Origin of the sequence: Streptacidiphilus jeojiense (assembly GCF_000719095.1) — a bacterium.
GTDB classification, from domain to species: domain Bacteria; phylum Actinomycetota; class Actinomycetes; order Streptomycetales; family Streptomycetaceae; genus Streptacidiphilus; species Streptacidiphilus jeojiensis.
The window spans coordinates 51,654-73,068 of record NZ_JOEH01000035.1 but is presented as its reverse complement, the minus strand read 5'-3'; the positions used below and the strand labels follow the sequence as shown (position 1 = coordinate 73,068).

Annotated in this window: 19 protein-coding genes; all 19 read left to right on the top strand. The window is 71.3% G+C overall.

Going from position 1 to position 21,415, the window contains the following annotated elements; all coding sequences use genetic code 11:
- Positions 1-404 precede the first annotated feature (404 nt).
- The 19 genes from IF29_RS0135710 to IF29_RS0135620 all read left to right on the top strand — a co-directional run bounded on the left by IF29_RS0135710 (position 405) and on the right by IF29_RS0135620 (position 21,363).
- Positions 405-569, top strand: coding sequence for a hypothetical protein (locus IF29_RS0135710; RefSeq protein WP_157624096.1), 165 nt, complete (start codon positions 405-407; stop codon positions 567-569).
- Between the two features lie 80 nt (positions 570-649).
- Positions 650-2,269 carry a succinic semialdehyde dehydrogenase gene (locus IF29_RS0135705; protein ID WP_030264473.1) on the top strand — a complete coding sequence of 540 codons (1,620 nt, stop codon included), beginning with the start codon at positions 650-652 and terminating at the stop codon, positions 2,267-2,269.
- Between the two features lie 61 nt (positions 2,270-2,330).
- A complete protein-coding gene (locus IF29_RS0135700) occupies positions 2,331-4,151 on the top strand; it encodes a GMC family oxidoreductase (RefSeq protein ID WP_030264470.1) in 1,821 nt (606 codons plus the stop codon).
- A gap of 216 nt (positions 4,152-4,367) precedes the next feature.
- The gene (locus IF29_RS0135695) at positions 4,368-5,060 is read left to right on the top strand and encodes an HAD family hydrolase (protein WP_030264466.1); all 693 of its coding nucleotides are present in this window, start codon (positions 4,368-4,370) and stop codon (positions 5,058-5,060) included.
- 134 nt (positions 5,061-5,194) lie between these two features.
- Positions 5,195-5,602, top strand: a complete 408-nt coding sequence (locus tag IF29_RS0135690; protein ID WP_037597867.1) for an NUDIX domain-containing protein — start codon at positions 5,195-5,197, stop codon at positions 5,600-5,602.
- A gap of 95 nt (positions 5,603-5,697) precedes the next feature.
- Positions 5,698-6,732 carry a glycosyltransferase family 2 protein gene (locus tag IF29_RS0135685; RefSeq protein WP_030264460.1) on the top strand — a complete coding sequence of 345 codons (1,035 nt, stop codon included), beginning with the start codon at positions 5,698-5,700 and terminating at the stop codon, positions 6,730-6,732.
- A gap of 37 nt (positions 6,733-6,769) precedes the next feature.
- Positions 6,770-7,102 carry a hypothetical protein gene (locus IF29_RS0135680; protein ID WP_030264458.1) on the top strand — a complete coding sequence of 111 codons (333 nt, stop codon included), beginning with the start codon at positions 6,770-6,772 and terminating at the stop codon, positions 7,100-7,102.
- Positions 7,103-7,138: 36 nt separating this feature from the next.
- Complete coding sequence (locus IF29_RS0135675) at positions 7,139-7,786, top strand: TMEM175 family protein (protein ID WP_232242730.1); 648 nt, start codon at positions 7,139-7,141, stop codon at positions 7,784-7,786.
- 1,011 nt (positions 7,787-8,797) lie between these two features.
- Entirely contained in the window at positions 8,798-9,127 is a 330-nt protein-coding gene (locus IF29_RS0135670; protein WP_030264452.1) for a chorismate mutase, read from the top strand.
- Positions 9,128-9,403: 276 nt separating this feature from the next.
- Positions 9,404-9,838, top strand: coding sequence for a YegP family protein (locus IF29_RS0135665; protein ID WP_157624095.1), 435 nt, complete (start codon positions 9,404-9,406; stop codon positions 9,836-9,838).
- 173 nt (positions 9,839-10,011) lie between these two features.
- A complete protein-coding gene (locus IF29_RS0135660) occupies positions 10,012-10,545 on the top strand; it encodes a hypothetical protein (protein ID WP_030264444.1) in 534 nt (177 codons plus the stop codon).
- A gap of 337 nt (positions 10,546-10,882) precedes the next feature.
- Complete coding sequence (locus IF29_RS44100; RefSeq protein WP_030264441.1) at positions 10,883-11,911, top strand: PstS family phosphate ABC transporter substrate-binding protein; 1,029 nt, start codon at positions 10,883-10,885, stop codon at positions 11,909-11,911.
- A 125-nt stretch (positions 11,912-12,036) separates the two neighbouring features.
- Positions 12,037-12,621, top strand: a complete 585-nt coding sequence (locus IF29_RS0135650) for a hypothetical protein (RefSeq protein ID WP_030264435.1) — start codon at positions 12,037-12,039, stop codon at positions 12,619-12,621.
- 136 nt (positions 12,622-12,757) lie between these two features.
- Complete coding sequence (locus IF29_RS0135645) at positions 12,758-15,394, top strand: hypothetical protein (RefSeq protein ID WP_030264426.1); 2,637 nt, start codon at positions 12,758-12,760, stop codon at positions 15,392-15,394.
- Positions 15,394-16,434, top strand: a complete 1,041-nt coding sequence (gene pstC / locus IF29_RS0135640) for a phosphate ABC transporter permease subunit PstC (RefSeq protein ID WP_084715417.1) — start codon at positions 15,394-15,396, stop codon at positions 16,432-16,434. The genes IF29_RS0135645 and pstC overlap by 1 nt, the downstream gene beginning before the upstream one ends.
- Positions 16,435-16,476: 42 nt before the next feature.
- Entirely contained in the window at positions 16,477-17,610 is a 1,134-nt protein-coding gene (pstA, locus tag IF29_RS0135635) for a phosphate ABC transporter permease PstA (protein WP_084715414.1), read from the top strand.
- A 26-nt stretch (positions 17,611-17,636) separates the two neighbouring features.
- A complete protein-coding gene (locus IF29_RS0135630) occupies positions 17,637-19,529 on the top strand; it encodes a substrate-binding domain-containing protein (RefSeq protein WP_063757688.1) in 1,893 nt (630 codons plus the stop codon).
- Complete coding sequence (locus IF29_RS0135625) at positions 19,526-20,461, top strand: class E sortase (RefSeq protein WP_030264416.1); 936 nt, start codon at positions 19,526-19,528, stop codon at positions 20,459-20,461. Before IF29_RS0135630 ends, IF29_RS0135625 begins: the two co-directional genes overlap by 4 nt.
- Positions 20,462-20,475: 14 nt before the next feature.
- Complete coding sequence (locus IF29_RS0135620; protein ID WP_232242729.1) at positions 20,476-21,363, top strand: phosphate ABC transporter ATP-binding protein; 888 nt, start codon at positions 20,476-20,478, stop codon at positions 21,361-21,363.
- Positions 21,364-21,415: the final 52 nt, after the last annotated feature.

The window sequence follows — 21,415 nt, the reverse complement described above, 5'->3', positions numbered from 1 at the left end:
TGCCATCTTGACCTTGAGATCGCAGAGGGCTCGGACGCGAGTGCGGCACTGGAGCGGCTACGGGCGGTGCTGTCCGAGTTGGGGGTCGCGGACTGCGCGGCCTTGAACGTCAGTGAGTGATTTGGACGGACGTCTCCGCCCATCCAACCGCTCCAACCACCAACCCGGCGAACCAATGTGGTCAGAGCACTAGGCCTACTCCGTTCCTCGGCGGCTTCCGCCACCTGCTTGCCGATCCGGATCGCGCGTCCGAACTCGACGGCCCTTCGCGTCGAACTCCCCGACCGTGAGGCGTCCCCATACGACTCCCATCCGCCCTTGGCCGAGCGGACCCTGGCCGATCAGGGCAGGGGCGGATGGCCGCTCTCGTGGGCCGGGCCCACCGGAGCGGGATCGTGCTTCCCGTGGGATACGTCGACTGGGCGCGCTACCGCAACCTCAACGCGCAGCGGGGGGTGCTGCTCGTCCATGTCCAGGAACAGAAGCGAGCGGTCTTCAGTCGCCCGATCGGACAGATCCCCAACTATCGGCTCTTCCTGCTGACGGTGAAGACGTTCCGCGCGTCCTAGGTAGCTGATTGCTCTGACAAGGACATATCTCTGTTACCGACGGGTACCCAAGCGGCTGGAAACGGCCTACGCTGCACGTCATGACTGACATCAGCACCAGCAGTGCCGCCGGTGAGCGCAACCCCGTGGCGGTGGCCGGGACCCGTACCGCAGCCGACGCTGTGACGCCGGAGCTGGTCGCCCGGCTGGTCGAGGGGATCACGGTGGGGGCCGAGCCCGCTGTGACGCAGAGCTTCAGCCCGTTCACCGGGGAGGTGCTCGCGGAGATCCCCGAGTCGGGCCCGGAGGCCGTCGCCGATGCCTTCGCCCGGGCCCGGGTGGCCCAGGCGGCCTGGGCGCTGCGCCCGCTGCGGGAGCGCGCCGCGGTGCTGCTGCGCTTCCACGACCTGCTCTTCGCCGCGCAGGCGGAACTGCTGGACCTGGTGCAGTCGGAGACCGGGAAGACCCGCGCGCACGCCTTCGAGGAGGTGAGCGCCGCCGCGCTGGAGGCCCGCCACTACGGGCGCGCCGCTGCCAAGTACCTGAAGCCGCGCCGTCGCGGCGGGGTGTACCCGGTCCTCACCCAGGTACGCGAGGTGCGCCAGCCCAAGGGCGTGATCGGTCAGATCTCGCCGTGGAACTACCCGTTGGCGCTGTTCGTCGGCGACGCCATCCCCGCCTTCGTGGCCGGCAACGCCGTGGTGACCAAGCCCGACACCCAGACCGCGCTCACCGCGCTGCGGGCCCGCGAGCTGATGGTCGAGGCCGGGCTGCCGGCCGAGCTGTGGCAGATCGTCATCGGGGACGGGCCGGTCGTCGGCCCCGAGGTGGTCGCCCACGCCGACTACGTCTCGTTCACCGGCTCCACCAGGACCGGACGGGACGTCGCCCAGCGCGCCGCCGCCCGGCTGATCGGTGCCTCCATGGAGCTCGGCGGCAAGAACGCCATGCTGGTGCTGGCCGACGCCGACCTGGACAAGGCCGCCGAGGGCGCGGTCCGCGCCTGCTTCTCCTCCGCCGGACAGCTCTGCATCTCCATCGAGCGGCTGTACGTCGCCGCCGAGGTCGCCGACGCCTTCCTGGAGAAGTTCGCCGCCCGCACCCGGGCCCTGCGCCTGGGCAACACCCTGGCCTGGGGCGCCGACATGGGGTCGCTGGTGGCCCAGCGCCAGCTGGACACGGTCACCCGGCATGTCGAGGAGGCCGTCAAGAACGGCGCCAAGGTGCTGGCCGGCGGGCAGGCCCGGCCGGACGTCGGCCCGCTGTTCTTCGAGCCGACCATCCTGGACGGCGTCACCGAGGAGAGCGCGGTCTGCACCGAGGAGACCTTCGGCCCGGTCGTCTCCGTCTACCGCTTCGGCAGCGAGGACGAGGCTGTCGAGCGCGCCAACGGCACGCCGTACGGGCTGAACTCCAGCGTCTGGAGCCGCAGCACCCGGCACGCCGTCGCCGTGGCGCAGCGGCTGCACTCCGGCACCGTCAACGTCAACGAGGGCTACGCGCCCGCGTACGCCAGCGTGGCGGCCCCGATGGGCGGCATGGGCGACAGCGGCATCGGCCGCCGGCACGGCTCCGAGGGCATCCTCAAGTACACCGAGCCGCAGACCATCGCGGTGCAGAAGCTGATCAGCATGTCGCCGTCGTTCGGTATGGACGACGAGGGGTATGCGAAGTTCCAGACCCGGGCGCTGGGGGCGATGAAGGCGCTGCGGCTCAAGTAGGTCGGCTCTTACCGGTACCAACGGCCCATCAGGATTCACAGGATTCAGGAGAGCTGCGTCAATGGCGACGACGGAAGAGACGGCCGAGCCGGGTTTCGACTACGACGTGGTCGTCGTCGGTTCGGGCTTCGGGGGCTCGGTGTCCGCGCTGCGGCTGACCGAGAAGGGCTACTCGGTCGCGGTGCTGGAGGCCGGTCGGCGCTTCACCCGCGAGACGCTGCCGAAGAACTCCTGGGACACCAGGAACTACCTCTGGGCACCGGCCCTGGGGATGTACGGCATCCAGCGCTTCCACGTCCTCAAGGAGGTGATGGTGCTCGGCGGGGCCGGGGTCGGCGGCGGCTCGCTGAACTACGCCAACACCCTCTACGTCCCGCCGGAGGCGTTCTTCCAGGACCCGCAGTGGAAGTCCATCACCGACTGGGCCGAGGAGCTGGCGCCCTTCTACGACCAGGCGAAGCGAATGCTGGGGGTGCGCACCAACCCCACCGTCACCCCCTCGGACGTGGCGCTGAAGGCCTCCGCGGAGAAGCTCGGCTACGGCGGCACCTTCCACCTGGCGCCGGTCGGGGTGTTCTTCGGTGACGGCCAGGACGTGGGTGGTGAGGGCGCCAAGGTCGCCCCGGGCACCGAGGTCGAGGACCCCTACTTCGGCGGGGAGGGCCCGCGCCGCAGGTCCTGCACCGAGTGCGGCGAGTGCATGACCGGCTGCCGGCACGGCGCCAAGAACACCCTCACCGAGAACTACCTGTTCCTGGCGGAGAAGAACGGCGCGCAGATCCTGCCGATGACCACGGTCACCCGGATCAGGGAGGACGGCGAGGGCTACGCGGTGGACGTACGGGCCACCGACTCGCGGTCCAGGAATCCCGCGAAGAACGCCAAAGGAAAAAAGGGCTGTCGGACGATTCGGGCCCGGAAGGTCGTGATCTCGGCCGGGACCTTCGGCACCCAGAAGCTGCTGCACGAGATGCGCGACGAGGGGCACCTGCCCCGGATCTCGGCGAAGCTGGGCGAGCTGACGCGAACCAACTCCGAGGCGCTGGTCGGCTCGATGACCACCGACCGGCGGCTGGGCCGCAAGGCCGACTTCACCAAGGGCGTGGCCATCACCTCGTCGGTCCACCCGGACCAGCACACCCACATCGAGCCGGTGCGCTACGGCAAGGGCTCCAACGCGATGAGCCTGCTGTCCATCATGCAGGTGCCCGGCGGCAGCAGGGTGCCGCTGCTGCGGTTCGCGAAGATCGCAGCGAGCAGGCCGCAGTTGACGGTGCAGATGCTGAACAAGCGGCGCTGGTCCGAGCGGGTCATCATCGGTCTGGTGATGCAGTCGCTGGACAACTCCATCATCGTGTCGCGGAAGAAGTCCGGCCCGGGGAAGGGGCAGTTGACGTCACGTCAGGGGCATGGCGCGCCCAACCCCAAGTGGATCCCGGCGGCCGAGGAGTCGGCGCGGGCCGTCGCCGCCGAGATCAACGGCGTGGCCGGGAGCGGGGTCAGCGACCTGCTGGGCCGCACCCTGACCGCGCACTTCCTCGGCGGCTGCGTGATCGGCGACTCCCCGGAGCGCGGCGTCATCGACCCGTACCAGCGGCTCTACGGCTACCCGGGCATCAGCATCGCGGACGGCTCCACGGTGTCGGCCAACCTCGGGGTGAACCCGTCGCTGACCATCACCGCCCAGGCGGAGCGGGCGGTGTCGATGTGGCCCAACAAGGGCGATGCGGACCCCCGCCCGGAGCAGGGCGAGCCCTACCGCAGGGTCGCCGCGGTGGCACCGCAGGCGCCGGCCGTGCCCGCGGGGGCCTTCGCGGAACTGCGGTTGCCGCTGCTGGCTGTGCCGGTGGTGCCGCCGAAGCGGGAGCCGGCGGATGAGTGATGACCGTCCTCGGCTGAGCGACGTAGGTCACATTTGCTGGAAGCGGCGTTGATCGCGATCACCGGCCGCTAGGTTTCCGATCAGAACCCGCCCGCGCCGACGGACGAACCCTCGGTGCGGGCGGTGTCATGCCCGGGGCCCCGAAAAATCCGGGCGGGACCGACACAGCCGCGGTTAGGTTCGCGGCTGGACCGGCCACACACCCTGGGGACTTCGATGCGGTACGACAGCCAGACGCTCGTCTTCGACGCGGACGACACGCTCTGGGAGAACAACGTCCTGTTTGAGCGGGTCATCGACGACTTCCTGAGCTGGCTCCGGCATCCCACGCTGGACCGGCTGCAGCTGCGTGCCGTCCTCGACGGCATCCAGGCGGCCAACGCCGTCGCCCACGGGTACGGCAGCCGGATGCTGCTGCGCAGTCTGGCCGACTGCGTCCAGGAGTTGCGCGGTCGGCCGGCCACCGCCGGGGAGCGCGCCGAGATCGAGGAACTGGCGGCGGCCCTCGTCGACCAGCGGGTGGAGCTGATCCCCGACGTGGCGGAGACCCTGGCGGTCCTCGGCGGCCGGCACACCCTGCTGATGCTGACCAAGGGCGACCCGGAGGAGCAGCGGCGCAAGATCGAGGCGTCCCGGCTGGCGCACCACTTCCGGGCCGTCGACATCGTCCAGGAGAAGGACAGCCGGACCTACCAGGGCTTCCTGGCGGCGCACGACCTGGTCCCGACGGCCAGCTGGATGATCGGCAACTCGCCGAAGTCGGACATCCTGCCGGCCCGCGCGGTGGGGATGAACGCCGTCTTCATCCCCAACGACAACACCTGGGCGCTGGAGCACAGCGAGCTGGACCCCGCCGACGGGGGAGTGCTGCACCTGCGCGCCTTCCGTGAACTCCTCGACCACTTCTGAGAGTTGCGATGAACCACGTCCCGTCCGAAGGGCCGTCCGAAGGCCCGGCTGAGAGCTCGTCAGAGGACCCGTCGGAGGGCTCGTCAGGGGGCCCTTCCGCACGTCCGGCCGAGCGGGCGCTGACCGCGCCCACGGTGTCCTGCGTCTTCGTCTGCCACGACGGGCGCGGCCGGGTGCTGCTGGCCAGGCGCAGCGCGGGTGCGCGGGACGAGCCGGGGGCCTGGGACACCGGCGCCGGGGCGCTGGAGCACGGGGAGTCCTTCGAGGCGGCGGTACGGCGCGAGGTCCGCGAGGAGTACCTCGCCGAGGCCCTGGCCGTCGAGACCCTGGGGGTGCGCAACATCCTGCGCGGCGACCCGGTCTCGCACTGGGTCGCGCTGCTCTTCGCGGTACGGGTCGACCCGGACCGGGTCGCCATCGGCGAGCCCGACAAGTTCGACGCCCTCGGCTGGTTCCCCCTGGACGCCCTGCCCCGGCCGCAGCACTCGCAGCTCGGCGAGACCCTGGCGCTCTTCGGAAGGTCTTTGGCCACCCCGGCGTAACCCCCTGTCGTGCTGGAATAGACGGGCACGTCATCTCGACCGTGCATGCTGTGAGTGGAAACACCTCCCTGAACGCAGAAAGGCTCGCGCAGCCGATGCCCCGTCTCTCCGTCGTCGTCCCGATCTACAACGTCGAGCGCTACCTCGAGGAATGCCTGGACTCGATCGCCGCTCAGACCTTCGGGGACTTCGAGTGCGTCCTGGTCGACGACGGCTCCACGGACTCCAGCGGTGCGATCGCCGAGGCCTACACGGCCAAGGACGCGCGGTTCCGGCTGGTCCGGCAGGAGAACCAGGGCCTCGGGGCGGCCCGCAACACCGGCTGGCGGAACATCTCCCCGGACACCGAGTACCTGGCCTTCGTGGACAGCGACGACACCCTGCCGCCGGACGCGTACCGGCTGATGGTCGGCACCCTGGACGAGACCGGGTCGGACTTCGTCGCCGGCAACGCACTGCGGTTCAACGCGGCGGGGTACTCCCCCTCCGGCGTGCACATCAAGCCGTTCCGGGAGACCCGGCTCAAGACCCACATCACCGCTGTCCCGGCCCTGGTCACCGACCGCACCGCGTGGAACAAGGTGTACCGCCGCAGCTTCTTCGACAGCGCCGGCGTGCTCTACCCCGAGGGCATCCTCTACGAGGACGCCCCGGTCAGCGTGCCGCTGCACTTCCTGGCAGCCTCGGTGGACGTCCTCTCCGAGTCGATCTACCACTGGCGGGTGCGCGAGACCGGCGAGGTCTCGATCACCCAGATGACCGACCCCAGGGGCCTGGTCGACCGGGTCCGCTCGATCGAACTGGTCCGGGAGTGGCTGCTGGCCCGCCCGGAACCCGAGTTCGCCCGTGACTACCTGCGCTCCTACGACGACAACACCCTGGTCGAGGAGATCCCCAAGTTCTTCTGGCTGGTGGCGGACGGCGACGCGGCCTACCGGGCGGCCTACCAGCAGCACGTCAGCCAACTGCTGCGGACGATCGGCACCGACCGCCTCGACCGCCTCAGCGCCCCGCTGCGGATCAAGTACCGCCTCACCCTGGCCGACCGGATGACCGCCTTCATCACGGTCCACCGCCTGCACCGCAGGTACGTCGCCCTGCGCAACCGCCTCCGCCGCATCGGGCGCTAGGGCAGTGGGGTACTCGAAGAACGCGGTCGGATGGGCCATGCTGCTGCTCGCCTGCTGCGGGACGACGGTAGGGTGCACCGGCACCGCAGGGCACTCGCGCACCTCGAGCGGCACCGGGACCATCAGCGGCACGGTGGTGAGCGTGGGCGGACCGTATCCCGGCAGCATGGCCGAGATCGCCGCCGAGGTGACCGGCTCGGGGACGAGCCGGTTCTCTGTCAGGTCGAGCGCCACCGACGGGTTCTCGCTGTCGGTCCCGGCCGGCGACTACGCGGTGAACGCGCATCTGGCCGGCCCGTGCACGGCTGCGCAGGTCTCGGTTCCTCCAGGTGGCACCGGAACGGCGCGGATCGTCTGTCAGGTCAAGTGAGCATGGCACGATGCCCCCAGGACGGAGGGGGACCAAGTGAACGAGTCGGGCCGGGTGGAGGCGTTCAGTGACGGCGTCTTCGCCATCGCCATCACCTTGTTGATCCTGGACGTCAAGAAGCCGCTGACGACCACCGGCCAGAGCCTGGCACACCAGCTCGCGCATCAATGGCCGGAGTACGACGCCTACGTGGTCAGCTTCCTGGTCATCGGCATCATGTGGGCCAACCACCACCAGGTCTTCAGCCTCGTTGCCCGGGTGGACCGGGTGCTGCTGTTCCTGAACCTGATGCTGCTGATGGGGGTGTCGGCGCTGCCGTGGGCGACCTCGGTGGTGTCGAGCTACCTGAACCAGCCCGACGGCGCACAGTTGGCGGTCGCGCTCTACGGCGGGTTCATGGTGGCCCATGCGCTGACGTTCCAGGCGTTGTGGTGGTGGCTCACCCGTACCGGGCACCTGTTCGACGCGCGGGTGGACGAGTTGGGGGCCAAGGCGACGCGGACGCGGTTCGCCCTGGGGACGGTGGTGTACCCGATCCTGATGGGCCTGTCGTTCGTGAACGCGCTGGTGACGCTGGCGCTCCATGGGATCGTCGCGATCTACTACGCCTTCAACCAGCTGCGCGTGCCGACCAAGGCGGACACGGAGTCGGCGGAGCCGGGCGAGGTGGCGCCGGCCGAGTAGCCGCCGGGCAACGACCGAGGGCCCCGCGGGGGAAGACGGGGCCCTCAATCTGCGGCAACCGGCGTCAGGGCAGCGCCGGTGCTGCGGGAACGGCACCGGGGGAGGGGTGCCGCTTGTCAGTTGGTCCTGGGTTCACCTGGGCAGGGGGCGCGCGCATCAGGCATGCGCCTCTGGGCAGGGACGGCGAAGTGGGTGGCTGGCCCACCGGGCCGGTTTGACTACTTTGAGTGACTGTCGGGAGTCCGTATCGAGCGGGTCCCGGGCCCGGCGGAGGTTCTGTTCCCCGGTGCCGTTCCGCTACCTCAATGCCACCCCCTCACCAGCATCGTGGGGGATATGGCCGGTGTTGCGCAACTGGTTCGGCATACATCGGCATAGTCGTTTTCTGTGAACCGGTATGCGCTGGTGCCTCTGGGGACGGTGCGGTGCCGACGTTACGCTCTGCGAGGGGAAGCGCGAGGGGGTGCGCAGTGGGATGTGCGCCGGGGGACGGGTACTGATCCGGGGCGGTCGGACCCGAGCGTCCCCGGTGCCGACCGCCCCTTCACAACAGATCACTTCAGTCATGACCGGGCGGCTGTCCCCTGCTGCCCGGTCGGGCGTCGGCGCGAGGTCCCACGACACACCGGTCAAGGTGCGTCTCATCGCGCCGGCGGACTGTTGTGACACTCCACGCGTGGTCCTGCTCGCCGCACACGTCCCCCGGAAGGGGGCTGGGAGCACGTCACTGGCCGGGACGTGAACCCCGTACGGTCATGGGGAACAACGATTCTCCTGATGAGGGGTCACGGTTTCTGGTATCGGGCGAACGAGTGAAGCCGCTATGATGGCCGCCATGTTCTGCGCGGCATTCAACTTTAGCTATGGCACCGGAAGCTCCGGTCGCCATGGTGATGCCGTCTGACATCAGGACAACAGACATCACGCAGGCGCCCCGGGCCGACGGCCCGGGGCGCCTGTCGTCTCCCCGGACCCGGCCAGGCCCCCGCCGCATCCGAGGGAGAACCGCTCATGGACATCAGCACCAGCACCACCGCCGGCAGCACCGCCCCCGGCACCACCGGCACGACCGGCACCCCCGGGCTCACCGTTGAGCAGGCCACGACGGTCATCGCCGAGGCGCGCGGGCGCATCGACGAGCTGGACGAACGCATCATCGAGCTGATCCGGCAGCGGACGGGCGTGTCCGCCGAGGTCCAGACCGCCCGGATCGCCACCGGCGGCCCCAGGCTGGCGCTCAACCGCGAGCTGGAGATCCTGGCGCGCTACCGCGCCGCGCTCGGCCCGCAGGGCACCGAGGTCGCCATGCAGCTGCTGGAGCTGTGCCGGGGCCGGGCCTGAGGTGCTTCTTAACAAGGGGCAACCTTCCGGGGAATAGCTGAACGGAAGTGGACGGATTGCTTTCCATGCCTACACAAACTTGCTCAGCTTGGCCCGGCTGTACGGAAGTTGTGAGACGCGGGTGGAGGGGGAGGCATGGACCGGCCGGAGCAGGAGCGCGAGCGCGCGCAGTCCTCGCGGAGCAGCGGGGAGCAGGCCGCAGGGGCCGTTCGAGGAGGTGCCACGGGTGCGGCGGGGGTCCCCGGTGGCAAGGGCAGATGTGTTGCGGAGAAGTCGGTGAACGGAATGTACGAGTGGCGGTTGAAGGCACCCAACGGACGGGTGGTCGCCGTATCGCCGGCGCACTTCCGGACGGCCGAGGAAGCCGTCCGGGCCTGTGCCGAGCTCCGCGACGGCGGTGCGGAGCAGTTGGCCAGGATCACCCATGAGAACGAGGGGATCGGCTGGGTGTGGTCGGTGCCGGGGCCCTACGGGCGGCCGCTGGCCAGGTCGCCGCGGGCCTACGAGCGCTATGCGACCTGTCAGAACGCCTTCCGGAAGTTCATGCTGCTGCTGATCGGGCCGGGCGAACCTGCCGGTTCGGCCGGGCCCGGCGAGGCGGAGCCGTCGCACCAGCGGCGGTCACCCTCCTTACCGGGCCCGGGGGAGCGGCCGTTACCACGGCCGCATCCCCCGGCCGAGGATGAAAGCGCATTCCGGTACCGGACCTGACCGGGCGCGATCCGGGCGGGGACCGGCCCCCCGCGGTGGACCGGATGTGTCGTCCCATGCACCCGCCGTTCGTCCGGCCGTGCCATCGGCCGGGCGATGCTGCTTGTCGAGCAGCGAACCCCGGCGCGGCCCGGCGGGCGGGTGCGTGGGCGGGGGCGGAGGTGACGAGGGTGATGACGTACGAGTCCGGCCTGCTGGACGGGGCGGGCACAACCGATGACGCCGGCAGAGCAGTCGAGGCGGCGGCCCGCGCGGCAGCGGGCAGGGCCCAGGGCGGAGGCGCCGCAGGCGCCGGTCGGGCCGCCCGGGAGCCGCGCAGACCGCGCCTGCTGGCGCTGCGCTCCTCCGGTGGCCCCACCGGCCAGCTGGGCTGGTCACTGGTGGCGGGCAACGGGCGGCAGTTGGCGCGCTCGGCGACGCTGTACCGGAGCGGTGCCGAACTGCTGGACTCGCTGCGGGAGCTGAGGGCCGACCGGCACGCCCTGCGCTGCCTGCTGAGCCAGCGTCAGGGCCGTTCCTGGCTGTGGACGGCGCATCTGCCGGCCCGGCGCTCCGGCGAGCGCGAGGGCGCCGCGGTCGCCTGCGGGGCCCGGACCTATCTGCGCCAGGACCAGTGCCGCAAGGGTATGGCCGGCTTCCTGGCGGCGCTGGACCTGCTGCCCGACGAGGCCTGGGCACTGGTGCTGCCGGTCGATCCGAAGTGGTGAACGGGAGGTGGCCGAGGGGCGCTCGACCCGCCACCTGGGGAAGCACGCCCGGTGTTGCCGGGTGCACCGCCGGACGGACCCACCGCTTCGACAACACACCCCCTGACCTGCGGCGACGGTGGCCTCGACAGAGCCGCCGACGCCGTCTCGGAGCGGCCCGACGGTGCCGGGCGGCCCTTGGCGGGGGCACAGCCGCTCGGGGAGGGTCGTTCCCGCCGGAGGCCGCGCCGCGCAGCACCGCAGCACCGCAGTTCCGCAGCGCGACGGCCGAGGGCACCGGACCCGCAACCGGGTCTTGGTCCGCCATGTACGTCACTCCTCCCGGAGGAACCGCAACATGCGTAAGACCACTGTCGCCAAGCTCGTCTCCGCTGCCGCGCTCACCGCCTCCGTGGTGTCCCTCGCCGCCGGTCCGGCCCTCGCCGACCCGCCGAGCGGCACCACCCCCGCCGCCACCGACATCGTGGGCGTCGGCTCGGACACCGTCCAGGCTCTGTTCAACCAGCTCTCGACGGACTACACCGGCACCCCCAAGCTCTACAGCTGGGACGCCACCGGCACCTCCCCGATCACCACCAAGACGGGTGCGACCTCGATCACCCGCCCGAACGGTTCCGGTGCCGGCATCACGGCGCTGGGGAGCACCACCTCCAGCACGGTCGACTTCGCCCGCTCCTCGCGCGGCCCGCAGACCGGCGACCCGACCACCGACGACTTCATCGCCTACGCGAAGGACGCGGTGTCCTGGGCGGCCAAGTCCGGCGGCGACGCCCCGGCCAACCTGACCAAGGCCGACCTGCAGGGCATCTACGCCTGCACGATCACCAAGTGGAACCAGATCACCGACATCTCCGGCTTCACCGGCTCGGCCAACACCATCCAGCCGTTCCTGCCGCAGAGCGGTTCCGGCACCCGGTCCTTCTTCCTCAGCTCCACCGGCATCACCACCATCGGCAGCTGCGTGAACCAGACGGTGGAGGAGAACGAGGGCAGCAACACCCTGCTGCAGACCAACGACTCGGTGGTGCCCTACTCGGTGGGCCACTACATCGGCCAGGTCTACTTCAGCCACGGCTCGGGCACCGACGTCCAGGGCCCGCTGACCGTCCGCAACCTGGACGGCATCGTGCCGATCGACACCACCAACAAGACCATCTCCAGCGCCTACGCCGTCAGCGCGTACTCGCGGAACCTCTACAACGTGGTCCGTGCCGGTGACTGGAACGCGGGCGACTCCCACGCCACCGCGCTGAAGGCGATCTTCAGCTCGACCGGCTGGATCTGCAAGAACGCCACCGCCCAGGCCGACCTCAAGAGCTACGGCTTCCTGCCGCTGGCCCTGTGCGGCGTCATCTCGCACACCTGACCGACCTGACCGTCACCGCTCCACGGCTCCATCGCTCCACCGCGTGATCCCTGCTTTGCCACGCCTGCAGCGGGTCGGCCCCGGATTCGTCCGGGTGCCGGCCCGCTTTCCCCGAGGAGACACTCATGCATGCACGCAGGTTCCTGCCCGTGGTCGTCGCCGCCTCTGCCGCCCTGGCCCTCGGCCTCACCCTGCCCGGTTCGGCGACGGCCGCCACCGCCGCCTCCGGCAGCGCGGTGATCACCGAGAGCAGCACCTTCTTCCAGCAGGCCGCCGCCCAGGGCGTCTTCGCCGCCCCGCTGCCCTCGGCGACCGGCGCATACAGCTCCGCCAACGGGCTGACCTCGACCTTCCCGGTCACCGGTGGCACCGGCAACGTGGACCAGATCACCGCCGACCTGCAGCTCGGCGGCGGCCTGCTGATCGTCGACGTGAAGACCGGCCGGGCCGCGGCCTTCACCAACCTGGACTTCAACACCTTCCTGGGCCAGTTCACCGGCGTCCCGGTGGGCGGCAGCACCCCGGTCGCGCTGCTCGACCCCGCCGGGGACCTCAGCGTCGGCGGCGACGGAACGGCGCAGACCCTGACGTCCTCCGAGCTGGACGTGGACCCGGCCGGCGCCGCCTACCTCAACGCCCACCTGCAGACCGGCTTCTTCGCCGGCCAGTCCGTCGGCTCCTTCGCGGTCAGCTACACGCCCGCCTCCTGACCTGGCCGGGGGCCCGCCCCGGGCGGAGTTGTCGTCTCGTACATCTGTTGGACCGTCATCAGTCATGGCGGACAGGCCGAATGGTTGGGGCCGCCGTGTGGCCGGGCCGGAAATGCGCTGAGGGGAACGGGTTGTGATGACGGTGCGAGCGAGGCGGATCTCCTCGGCGCGGAGGGGGTTCCGCAGGGGCGCCGCGGTCGTCCTGACGGCGCTGCTCCTGCTCGGCGGGCTGGGGACGCTGCCGCAGAGCGCCCATACGCTCACGCAGGCCCAGGCGGCCTCCGCGGTGACAGTGGACGGTCCGCCGGTCTGGCAGCCCAACCCGGGAGACCCGACGACGGGCAGCTACGGGCCCAAGGGTTCGGTGACGGTGAGTCAGACCACGGAGCTCACCGACCAGGTGCTGCACGTCTCCTGGACCGGGTTCACCCCCACCACGACCGGCAGCGGCGCCGGGACGTCGGCCTGGACGCCCAATGTGACGCCGGGCAGCCTGACCACCTTCTACCCGGTGCGGGTGTACGAGTGCCGGGGCGCCAATCCGAAGATCACCGACTGCTACGGAAGCACCCTCTACAACGCGGATCCCAAACTCGGCTTCCAGCAGCCGGAACCGGCGTCCGGGACCACCACCCCGGAGTTCCCCTCCAACATGCGGTTGATGGCCACCCGGCCGGACGGCACCGGCTCGGCCGACATCGAGGTCTGGACGGCGGAGCAGAGCCAGTCCCTGGGTTGCGACGTCTCGCACGCCTGCTCCATCGTGGTCGAGCCCAACTACGGCGGGGACAGCCTCAGCGCCGCGCAACTCCTCGGCACTCCGGGCGGGTGCACCGACCACAGCGCGGACCCGCTGCTCGGGGAGGGCGCCGACGGCGGGCTGCAGATCCAGGACCTGGTCACCGGCAACTGGGACGGCGAGACCTGCGCCTGGTCCGAACGGACCGTGGTCCCGCTGAGCTTCGCGCCGACGCCGAGCGACTGCAAGGCCGCGACGGCGTCGTTCACCGCCCAGGGGCTGGAGATCTCCGACCGGGCGATGCAGCTCTGGCGGTCCGGGCTGTGCCAGGGCACCGCTCCGATGAGCCTGCAGTACACCTTCGGCGGCGGCGAACCGCAGGCCCGGGCCGCCTTCCTGGCCGGCACCGGGGCCGATGTCGCGCTCACCGCCTATCCGGACACCGGGGCGGCGACGCGCCCCTACGTCTACGCGCCGCTGGCGACGACGGCGATCAGCGTGGCCTTCGTGGTGGACAACGGCGGGATCTCCGGTCAGAGCGTGCCGGTGCAGGGGCAGCAGATCACCCGGATGCGGCTGAACGCCCGGCTGCTGGCGAAGCTGCTGACCCAGTCGTACTCGGACGGAGCCGGAAACGGCTCGCTGCCGGGCTTCGCCTCGGTCGCGGGCAACCCGGCCTGCATCTTCCAGGACCCGGAGTTCCTGCAGCTGAATCCGGTCGATCCGGTGAACGGCCCGGTCTGGCCGTCCTGCGACTACAGCCAGTACCCGATCGTGACCGGCGGGACCACCGACCTGGTGCGCCAGCTGACCACCTGGATCCACGCCGACCCCGACGCCCGGGCCTTCCTGCAGGGCGCGCCGGACCCGTGGGGCATGCACGTCGACAGCTACTACCTGCCGAAGACCTTCTCCGGCTACCCGGTCGACTCGCTGGTTCCGCAGGACTCGACCGGCACCTACCAGGGCGCCAACGGGACGATCCACCGCAAGCAGGAGGACTGGATCCCGCTGCTGGGCGGGCTGACCCAGGTGGACCGCAACGTCATCCAGGCCCAGCCGAGCTGCATCCACGACGACACCGGCTCGGTGGCGCTGACCTCCAAGTGCGCCCCCGAGGCGCCGGGCATCAGGTCGGTGTTCGCGATCACGGACGCCGCCACCGCGCAGGCGTTCTCGCTGCCGACCGCCCAACTGCAGAACCCGTCCGGCGCGTTCGTCGGCCCGGACCTGCACAGCATGCAGGCGGCGGTGGACGACATGCCGCTGGACGCCAGGACCGGGACCCAGGTGCTTCCCTACGGGACCCCCGGTACCGCCTTCGCCTCGGACGCGGCGGCCTACCCGCTCACCCAGGTGTCCTACGCCATGGTCCCGACCCGGGGCCTGAGCGACGCCAAGGCCGGCAGCATCTCCCGCTTCCTGACGCAGGTCACCGCCTCCGACTCGGGACAGGTCTACGGGTTCGACCCCGGTGAACTGGCGCCCGGGTTCCTCGATCTGACGTCCCAGCAGCAGGAGCAGGCCGCGTCGGCCGCGGAGCACGTGCTGGCGCAGGACGGGACGCTGCCGGGCAACCAGGGGGTCGCCCACGAAGGCGGTTCGACGACCGGTGCGACCTCCCAGGGCACCTCGGGCGGTTCGACGACCTCGACGTCCGGCGGAACGGGCGGCGGCAGCGGCGGTGCCGCGTCCGGCGGCACGGCAGGGGGTACCACGTCCGGCGGCACCGGCGGGACGTCGGCCGGCAGCACCGGAGGCGCGTCGGGCGGACAGTCACCGAACCGGGCCGGCTCCTCGGCGACCCCGCTCGCGGTGCAGAACGTCGCGGCCGGGCAGGCCGATCCGGACCGGGCCGGAGCGCAGCGGCTGCTGCTGCCGGCGCTGCTGATCGCGGGAGCGGCGCTGCTCATCGGCGGTCCGGCGGTGCTGCTGCTGGGCGGTACCGGGGCCGGCGCGGGGCTGCGACAGGGTTGGGGCAGGACCGCGGCCGCGGCGCGGCGCGGGGTCCGGCGGATGGGAAGGCGCGGGTGATGGCCGACTTCGTGACGGCGGACGACGGCCAGGGCACGGGCCTCGACGCGAGCTCTGACGCGGGTTTCGACGCGGGCGAGGACCGGCCGCGGCGGATCACCGCGCCGGTGTCGGCCGGGGACCGCATCTTCCGCGGGTTGCTGCGCGCCGCCGGGCTCTCGGTCTTCGCGATCATGGGCCTGATCGCCTTCTTCCTGCTCTACCGGGGTCTGCAGGCGCTGAGGTCGAGCGGCTGGTCGTTCTTCACCGAGCAGAACTGGCTCACCCAGGCGCATGTCTTCGGGATCGCCGCGGTGCTCCCGGACGGGATCATCATCGCGCTGGTGGCGCTGGCCATCGCGGTGCCGGTGGCGCTGACCGCCGCGGTCTTCATCTCGGAGTACGCGCCGGTGCGGATCAGGTCCGCGCTGGTGTCACTGGTGGACCTGATGGCGGCGATCCCCAGCATCGTCTACGGCCTGTGGGGGCTGTTCTTCCTCCAGCCCAGGATCGTCGGCTTCGTCCGCTGGCTGACCATGCACCTGGGCGGCGTGCTGCCGTTCCTGAAGGTGCGCACCGGCGACATCGACACCTCCTACACCTCGTCACCGTTCATCGCCGGCACGGTCGTCTCGCTGATGATCATCCCGATCATCGCCTCGCTCAGCCGCGAGGTCTTCTCCCAGGCCCCGCAGGGCGAGCGGGAGGGCGCCTACGCGCTGGGCAGCACCCGCTGGGGGATGGTGCGGAAGGTGGTGCTGCCGTTCGGCCGGGGCGGGGTGATCGGGGCGGTGATGCTCGGCTTCGGCCGGGCGATGGGGGAGACCATCGCCGTCGCCCTGATCATCTCGCCGAAGTTCCTGGTGACCGGTCACATCCTGGAGAACGGCGCCAACTCCATCTCGGCCCTGATCGCGCTGCGCTTCGGCGAGTCGGACGCGCTGTCGCTGTCCGCGCTGATGGCCGCAGGCCTGGTGCTCTTCCTGCTCACCCTGCTGGTCAACATGGTCGCCTCGGTGGTGATCGGGCGGTCCCGCTCCGGTGCCGCGACGGCGGACTGAGGCAGCGGTGGACCGAAACGACTCACGAGGGGCTGGGATGCAGTGAGTGTCATCGAGCGTACGGCGCAGGCCGTGCCCACCGCGCCGGCGGAACGGCGGGTGCGCCTGGGCGGCGTCACCAGGGAGAGCGTGCTGACGCTGCTCGGCGCCGCCGCGGGCTCCCTCGCGCTGGACTGGGTGCTCTACGAACGGGTGCTGCCGCTCAGCGGCGCCTTCGGCTTCCTGGTCGTCTGGTACCTGCTGTTCCTCGCCATGACCTGGGGCCTGGGCCGGCTGCAGTGGGACGCGCGCACGGTCCGCGAGCGCCTGGTGCAGACCGTGGTCGGCAGCTCCGGGGTCCTGGTGGTGGCGCTGATCGTCGATCAGATCGTCTATGTGGCGATCCGGGGCTCGCACGCGGCCTCGCACAGCAACTTCTTCACCCAGTCGATGGAGACCACGGCGACGCTCTCGCCGATCACCTCGGGCGGGGCGCTCAACGCGGTGGTCGGCTCGCTGGAGCAGCTCGGCCTGGCGACCCTGTTCGCCGTGCCGCTGGGCATCGCGGCGGCGGTCTTCATGTCCGAGGTCGGCGGCAGGTTGGCCCGACCGGTCCGGACCGTGGTCGAGGCGATGACCGCACTGCCCTCGATCGTGGCCGGGCTGTTCATCCTCGGCGTGGTCATCCTCTCGCTGGGGGTGCAGAAGTGCGGCTTCGCCGCCTCGCTGGCGCTGACGGTGATGATGATGCCGATCGTGACCAGGGCCGCCGAGGTGGTGATCAGGCTGGTGCCGGGCACCCTGCGGGAGGCCTCGTACGCGCTCGGCGGCAGCCAGTGGCGGACGGTGCTGAACGTGGTGCTGCCGACGGCGCGGCCCGGTCTGGTCACCGCGGTGGTGCTGGGGATGGCCCGCGGTGTGGGCGAGACCTCGCCGGTACTACTGACCTCAGGCTTCACCTCGGGGATGAACGCCGACCCGTTCTCGGACCACCAGGTCAGCCTGCCGCTCTACATCTGGAACTACGTCAGGTACCCCGCGCCGGACATGGTGGCGCGCGGTTTCGCCGCCGCGCTGACCCTGATGGCGATGGTGCTGGTGCTCTTCGTCACCGCCCGGCTGATCGGCGGCCGCCGCCCCGGTGACCTGAGTCGCCGTCAGCGGCGGCGGCTGCAGCGGGAGATGGCCGCGTCATGAGTCGAACCGATCCTGGAGGAACACCCATGTCAGCGACACCCCCCGGGGCCGGTCGCCTGCTGCGCCGACTGCGCCTGTCGGCCGTCCTGCTCTGCGCGGTGGCCCTGGTGCTGGTGCAGAGCGGCACCGCCGGCGCGGCGACCTCGCTCAACGGCGACGGCTCCAGCTGGGCGGGGCCCGCGCTGGACCAGTGGCGGCAGGACGTGGGTCCGCTGGGGATCAACATCAACTTCTCGCCGGTGGGCTCGGCCGCCGGGCGCCAGCAGTGGAGCCTGGGCCAGGACGACTTCACCGCCTCGGACGTGCCGTTCCGCACCCACGCCGACGCCGGCATGCCGACCAACGGCGGGCAGACCTTCAACGGCGCGGAGAACCCGGTCTACGACTTCTCCTACGTCCCGGTCACGGCCGGCGGCACCGCCTTCATGTACCACCTCACCGTCGGCGGCAAGCTGGTCCGCAACATGCGGCTGTCGCCCGCCACCATCGTGAAGATCTTCACCGGGGCGATCACCTACTGGGACGACCCGGCCATCGTCCACGACTACGGCAGCGCGCTGCCGCACACCCCGATCACCCCGGTGGTCCGCTCCGACGGGTCGGGCGCGACCGCCCAGTTCACCCGGTACATGGAGCACACCTACAAGTCCCAGTGGGACGCCTACTGCCGGGCCCAGGTCCATGCGACCTGCGGCGACTACACCGAGTTCTTCCCGCCCTCGGGCCGCATGGTCGCGCAGAACGGGTCCGACGTGGTGGCCAACTACATCCAGTCGCCCACCGGTGAGGGCACCATCGGGTACGACGAGTACGCCTACGCCAAGCGCGCCAACTGGCCCGTCGTCAAGGTGCTCAACCCGGCCGGTTACTACACCCTGCCGACCGCCTCCAACGTGGCCGTGGCGCTGACCGCCGCCAAGATCCGCGGCGTGGACGACAACACCTCGCCCAACGACCCCAACTACCTGCAGCAGAACCTGGACGGGGTCTACACCAACAGCGACCGGCGCTCCTACCCGATCTCCAGCTACAGCTACCTGATCGTGCCGAGGTCCGGAGAGTCGCGCGGGGTGCCGCCGCGGTTCAACACGGCCAAGGGGTCGGCGCTCAGCCGCTACATCGGCTACATCCTCTGCGCCGGGCAGGGCGAGGCCGACCAGTTGGGGTACTCGCCGATCCCGCGCGGGCTGGTGAAGGGTGGCCTGCTGCAGGTCGCGCACATCCCCGGGAACGCCAGCGGGGTCAATCCCAACACGCTCAGCAACTGCCCCAATCCGACCTTCAACTCGGCCGGACAGCTGACCGTGCTGATCAAGGCCCCGCAGCCGAGCCCCTGCGACAAGGCGGGCGAGCCGCTGACCTGCACCGTGCAGGCCAACGGGCAGCCCAGCAGCGGCAGCGGCAGCGGCGGCGGTTCCGGCTCCTCCGGCGGTTCCGGCTCGGGGAGCGGCGGCAGCGGCTCGTCCGGCACGTCCGGCGGAACGGGCGGCAGCGGAACCGGCGGCAGCGGGGCCGGTACCTCGGGGAGCGGCGGGGCGGCCGGCGGCAGCACCGGCGGCGCCAGCGGTTCGACCTCCGGATCCGCGGGGTCCACCGGCGGCAAGATCGATCCGGACACCGGCCAGGTGGTCCCGGCCTCGGGCACCGGGACCGGCGGAGGGGACGCCGGGAACGGGGCTCCGGCCACCATCGTCTCGCTGGCCGGACGGCACGACGACGCCCTGCTGAGCTCGCTCACCGCGGTCGAACTGCTCGCCGTCGTCAGCGTTCCCCCCGCTGTCGGCGGCTACCTGGCCCGGCGACGGCGCCTCCTCGCCCTCGGCACCGGCGCCGGGCCCCACCCCGGCGGCGGGAGCGGTGGCGGCGGCGGTGGCGGCGGTAACAACGGGGGCAACGGCGGCGAGGGGGCCGGCTCATGAGCGCCCCACCGCTGGACCGCCCCGCGGTCACTGCCCCTCCGGCGCCGCCGGAACCCCCCGCGGTCCCGGCCACCGCGGCCGACCCGGCGCCGGTGCGTCCCCGCCGGCCCCCGGCGACACCGGGGCGCCGCCGGCTGCTGCGGACCGCCACCGCGGTCAGCCTGCTGGGCTTCCTGCTGGTCGGATTCGCGGTCTTCCTGCTCGCCTTCGCGGGCCTGCAGGAGCAGCACTTCCAGTCCACCTCCTACAAGTCCTTCGCGCTCGACCTCGGCAACGCCGTCGCGCCGACCGGCAGCGCCCCCGACGGCGCGCCGGTCGCCGTGATCGACATCCCGGCCATCGGGCTGCACTCGACCGTGGTGGTCGAGGGCACCACCGGGCGGGACCTGATGCGCGGCCCCGGACACCGCAGGGACACCGCGCTCCCGGGCCAGCAGGGCGTCAGCGTGCTCTACGGACGCACCGTCACCTTCGGTGCCCCGTTCGGCGCCATCACCTCGCTCCGCACCGGCGACAAGATCTACGCCACCACCGGGCAGGGCCGGTTCAGCTACACCGTCGACGCCTTCGGCGACGGCAGCCACCCGATCACCGACACCGCGGCCTCCCGGCTGGTCCTGGTCACCGGGAACTCCAGCTGGATCCCCACCGGTACCACGACCGTCGGCGCCCGGCTCGACGGAACCGCGGCGCCCAACCCGGGCGGCCGTCCGGCCGTCGTCGCCCAGGACAAGGCGCTGGCCTCCGACGACTACGGGCTGGCGCCGCTGCAGCTGTGGTCGCTGGCGCTGCTGGGCGCGGTGCTGCTGGTCACCCTCGGCTCCAGGCTCTGGCACCGGCAGGCCGCCTACCTGGCCGGGGCCCCGGTGGTGCTGGCGCTGCTCTGGAGCGTCTACGAGAACGCGGCAGCGCTGCTTCCCAACCTCTACTGACACGGAGAGACGCGATGAGCGACACCGCAGCTGCGGACCCGACCGTCCCCATGGCCGCGATCGACGCCGCCGACGCGACCGACACCATCGTCCTGCCCGGCGTCGAGCGCCCGTCCGGGGGAACCCCGCTGTACGGGCTGGAGAGCCGGGGCGTCTCGGCCTGGTTCGGCACCCACAAGGTGCTGGACCGGGTCTCGCTCACCATGCAGCCGGGACAGGTCACCGCGCTGATCGGCCCGTCCGGCTGCGGCAAGTCCACCTATCTGCGCATCCTCAACCGGATGCACGAGATGGTCCGCACCGCGGGCCTGGCCGGCGAGGTGCTGCTGGACGGGGAGGACGTCTACGCCCCGGGCCGGCGCCCGGCCGACGTCCGGCGCCGGATCGGGATGGTCTTCCAGCGGCCCAACCCCTTCCCCGGCATGTCGCTGTACGACAACGTCGCCAGCGGGCTGAAGCTGGCCGGGATCAAGGTGAGCCGGGACCACCGCGACCACCTGGTGCAGTCCAGCCTGGAGCGGGCCGGGCTGTGGAACGAGGTCCGCAACCGGCTGCGCACCCCCGGCGGCTCGCTCTCCGGCGGCCAGCAGCAGCGGCTCTGCATCGCCCGCTCGCTGGCGGTCTCCCCGGACGTGCTGCTGATGGACGAGCCCTGCTCGGCGCTGGACCCCACCTCCACCCGCCGGGTCGAGGAGACCATCGCGGAGCTGCGCGGACGGCTCACCATCGTGATCGTCACCCACAACATGCAGCAGGCCCAGCGGGTGTCGCAGTCCTGCGCCTTCTTCCTGGCGACCCACGACACCCCGGGGCGGATCGTCGAGGCGGGCGACACCGAGCAGGTGTTCGGAGACCCGGCGGACCCGCGCACGGCGGACTACGTCAACGGGCGTTTCGGCTGATCGCGCGGGCGACGGTAGGATGGGGCTCCCCCCATCGCACCGCCGGAAGGCC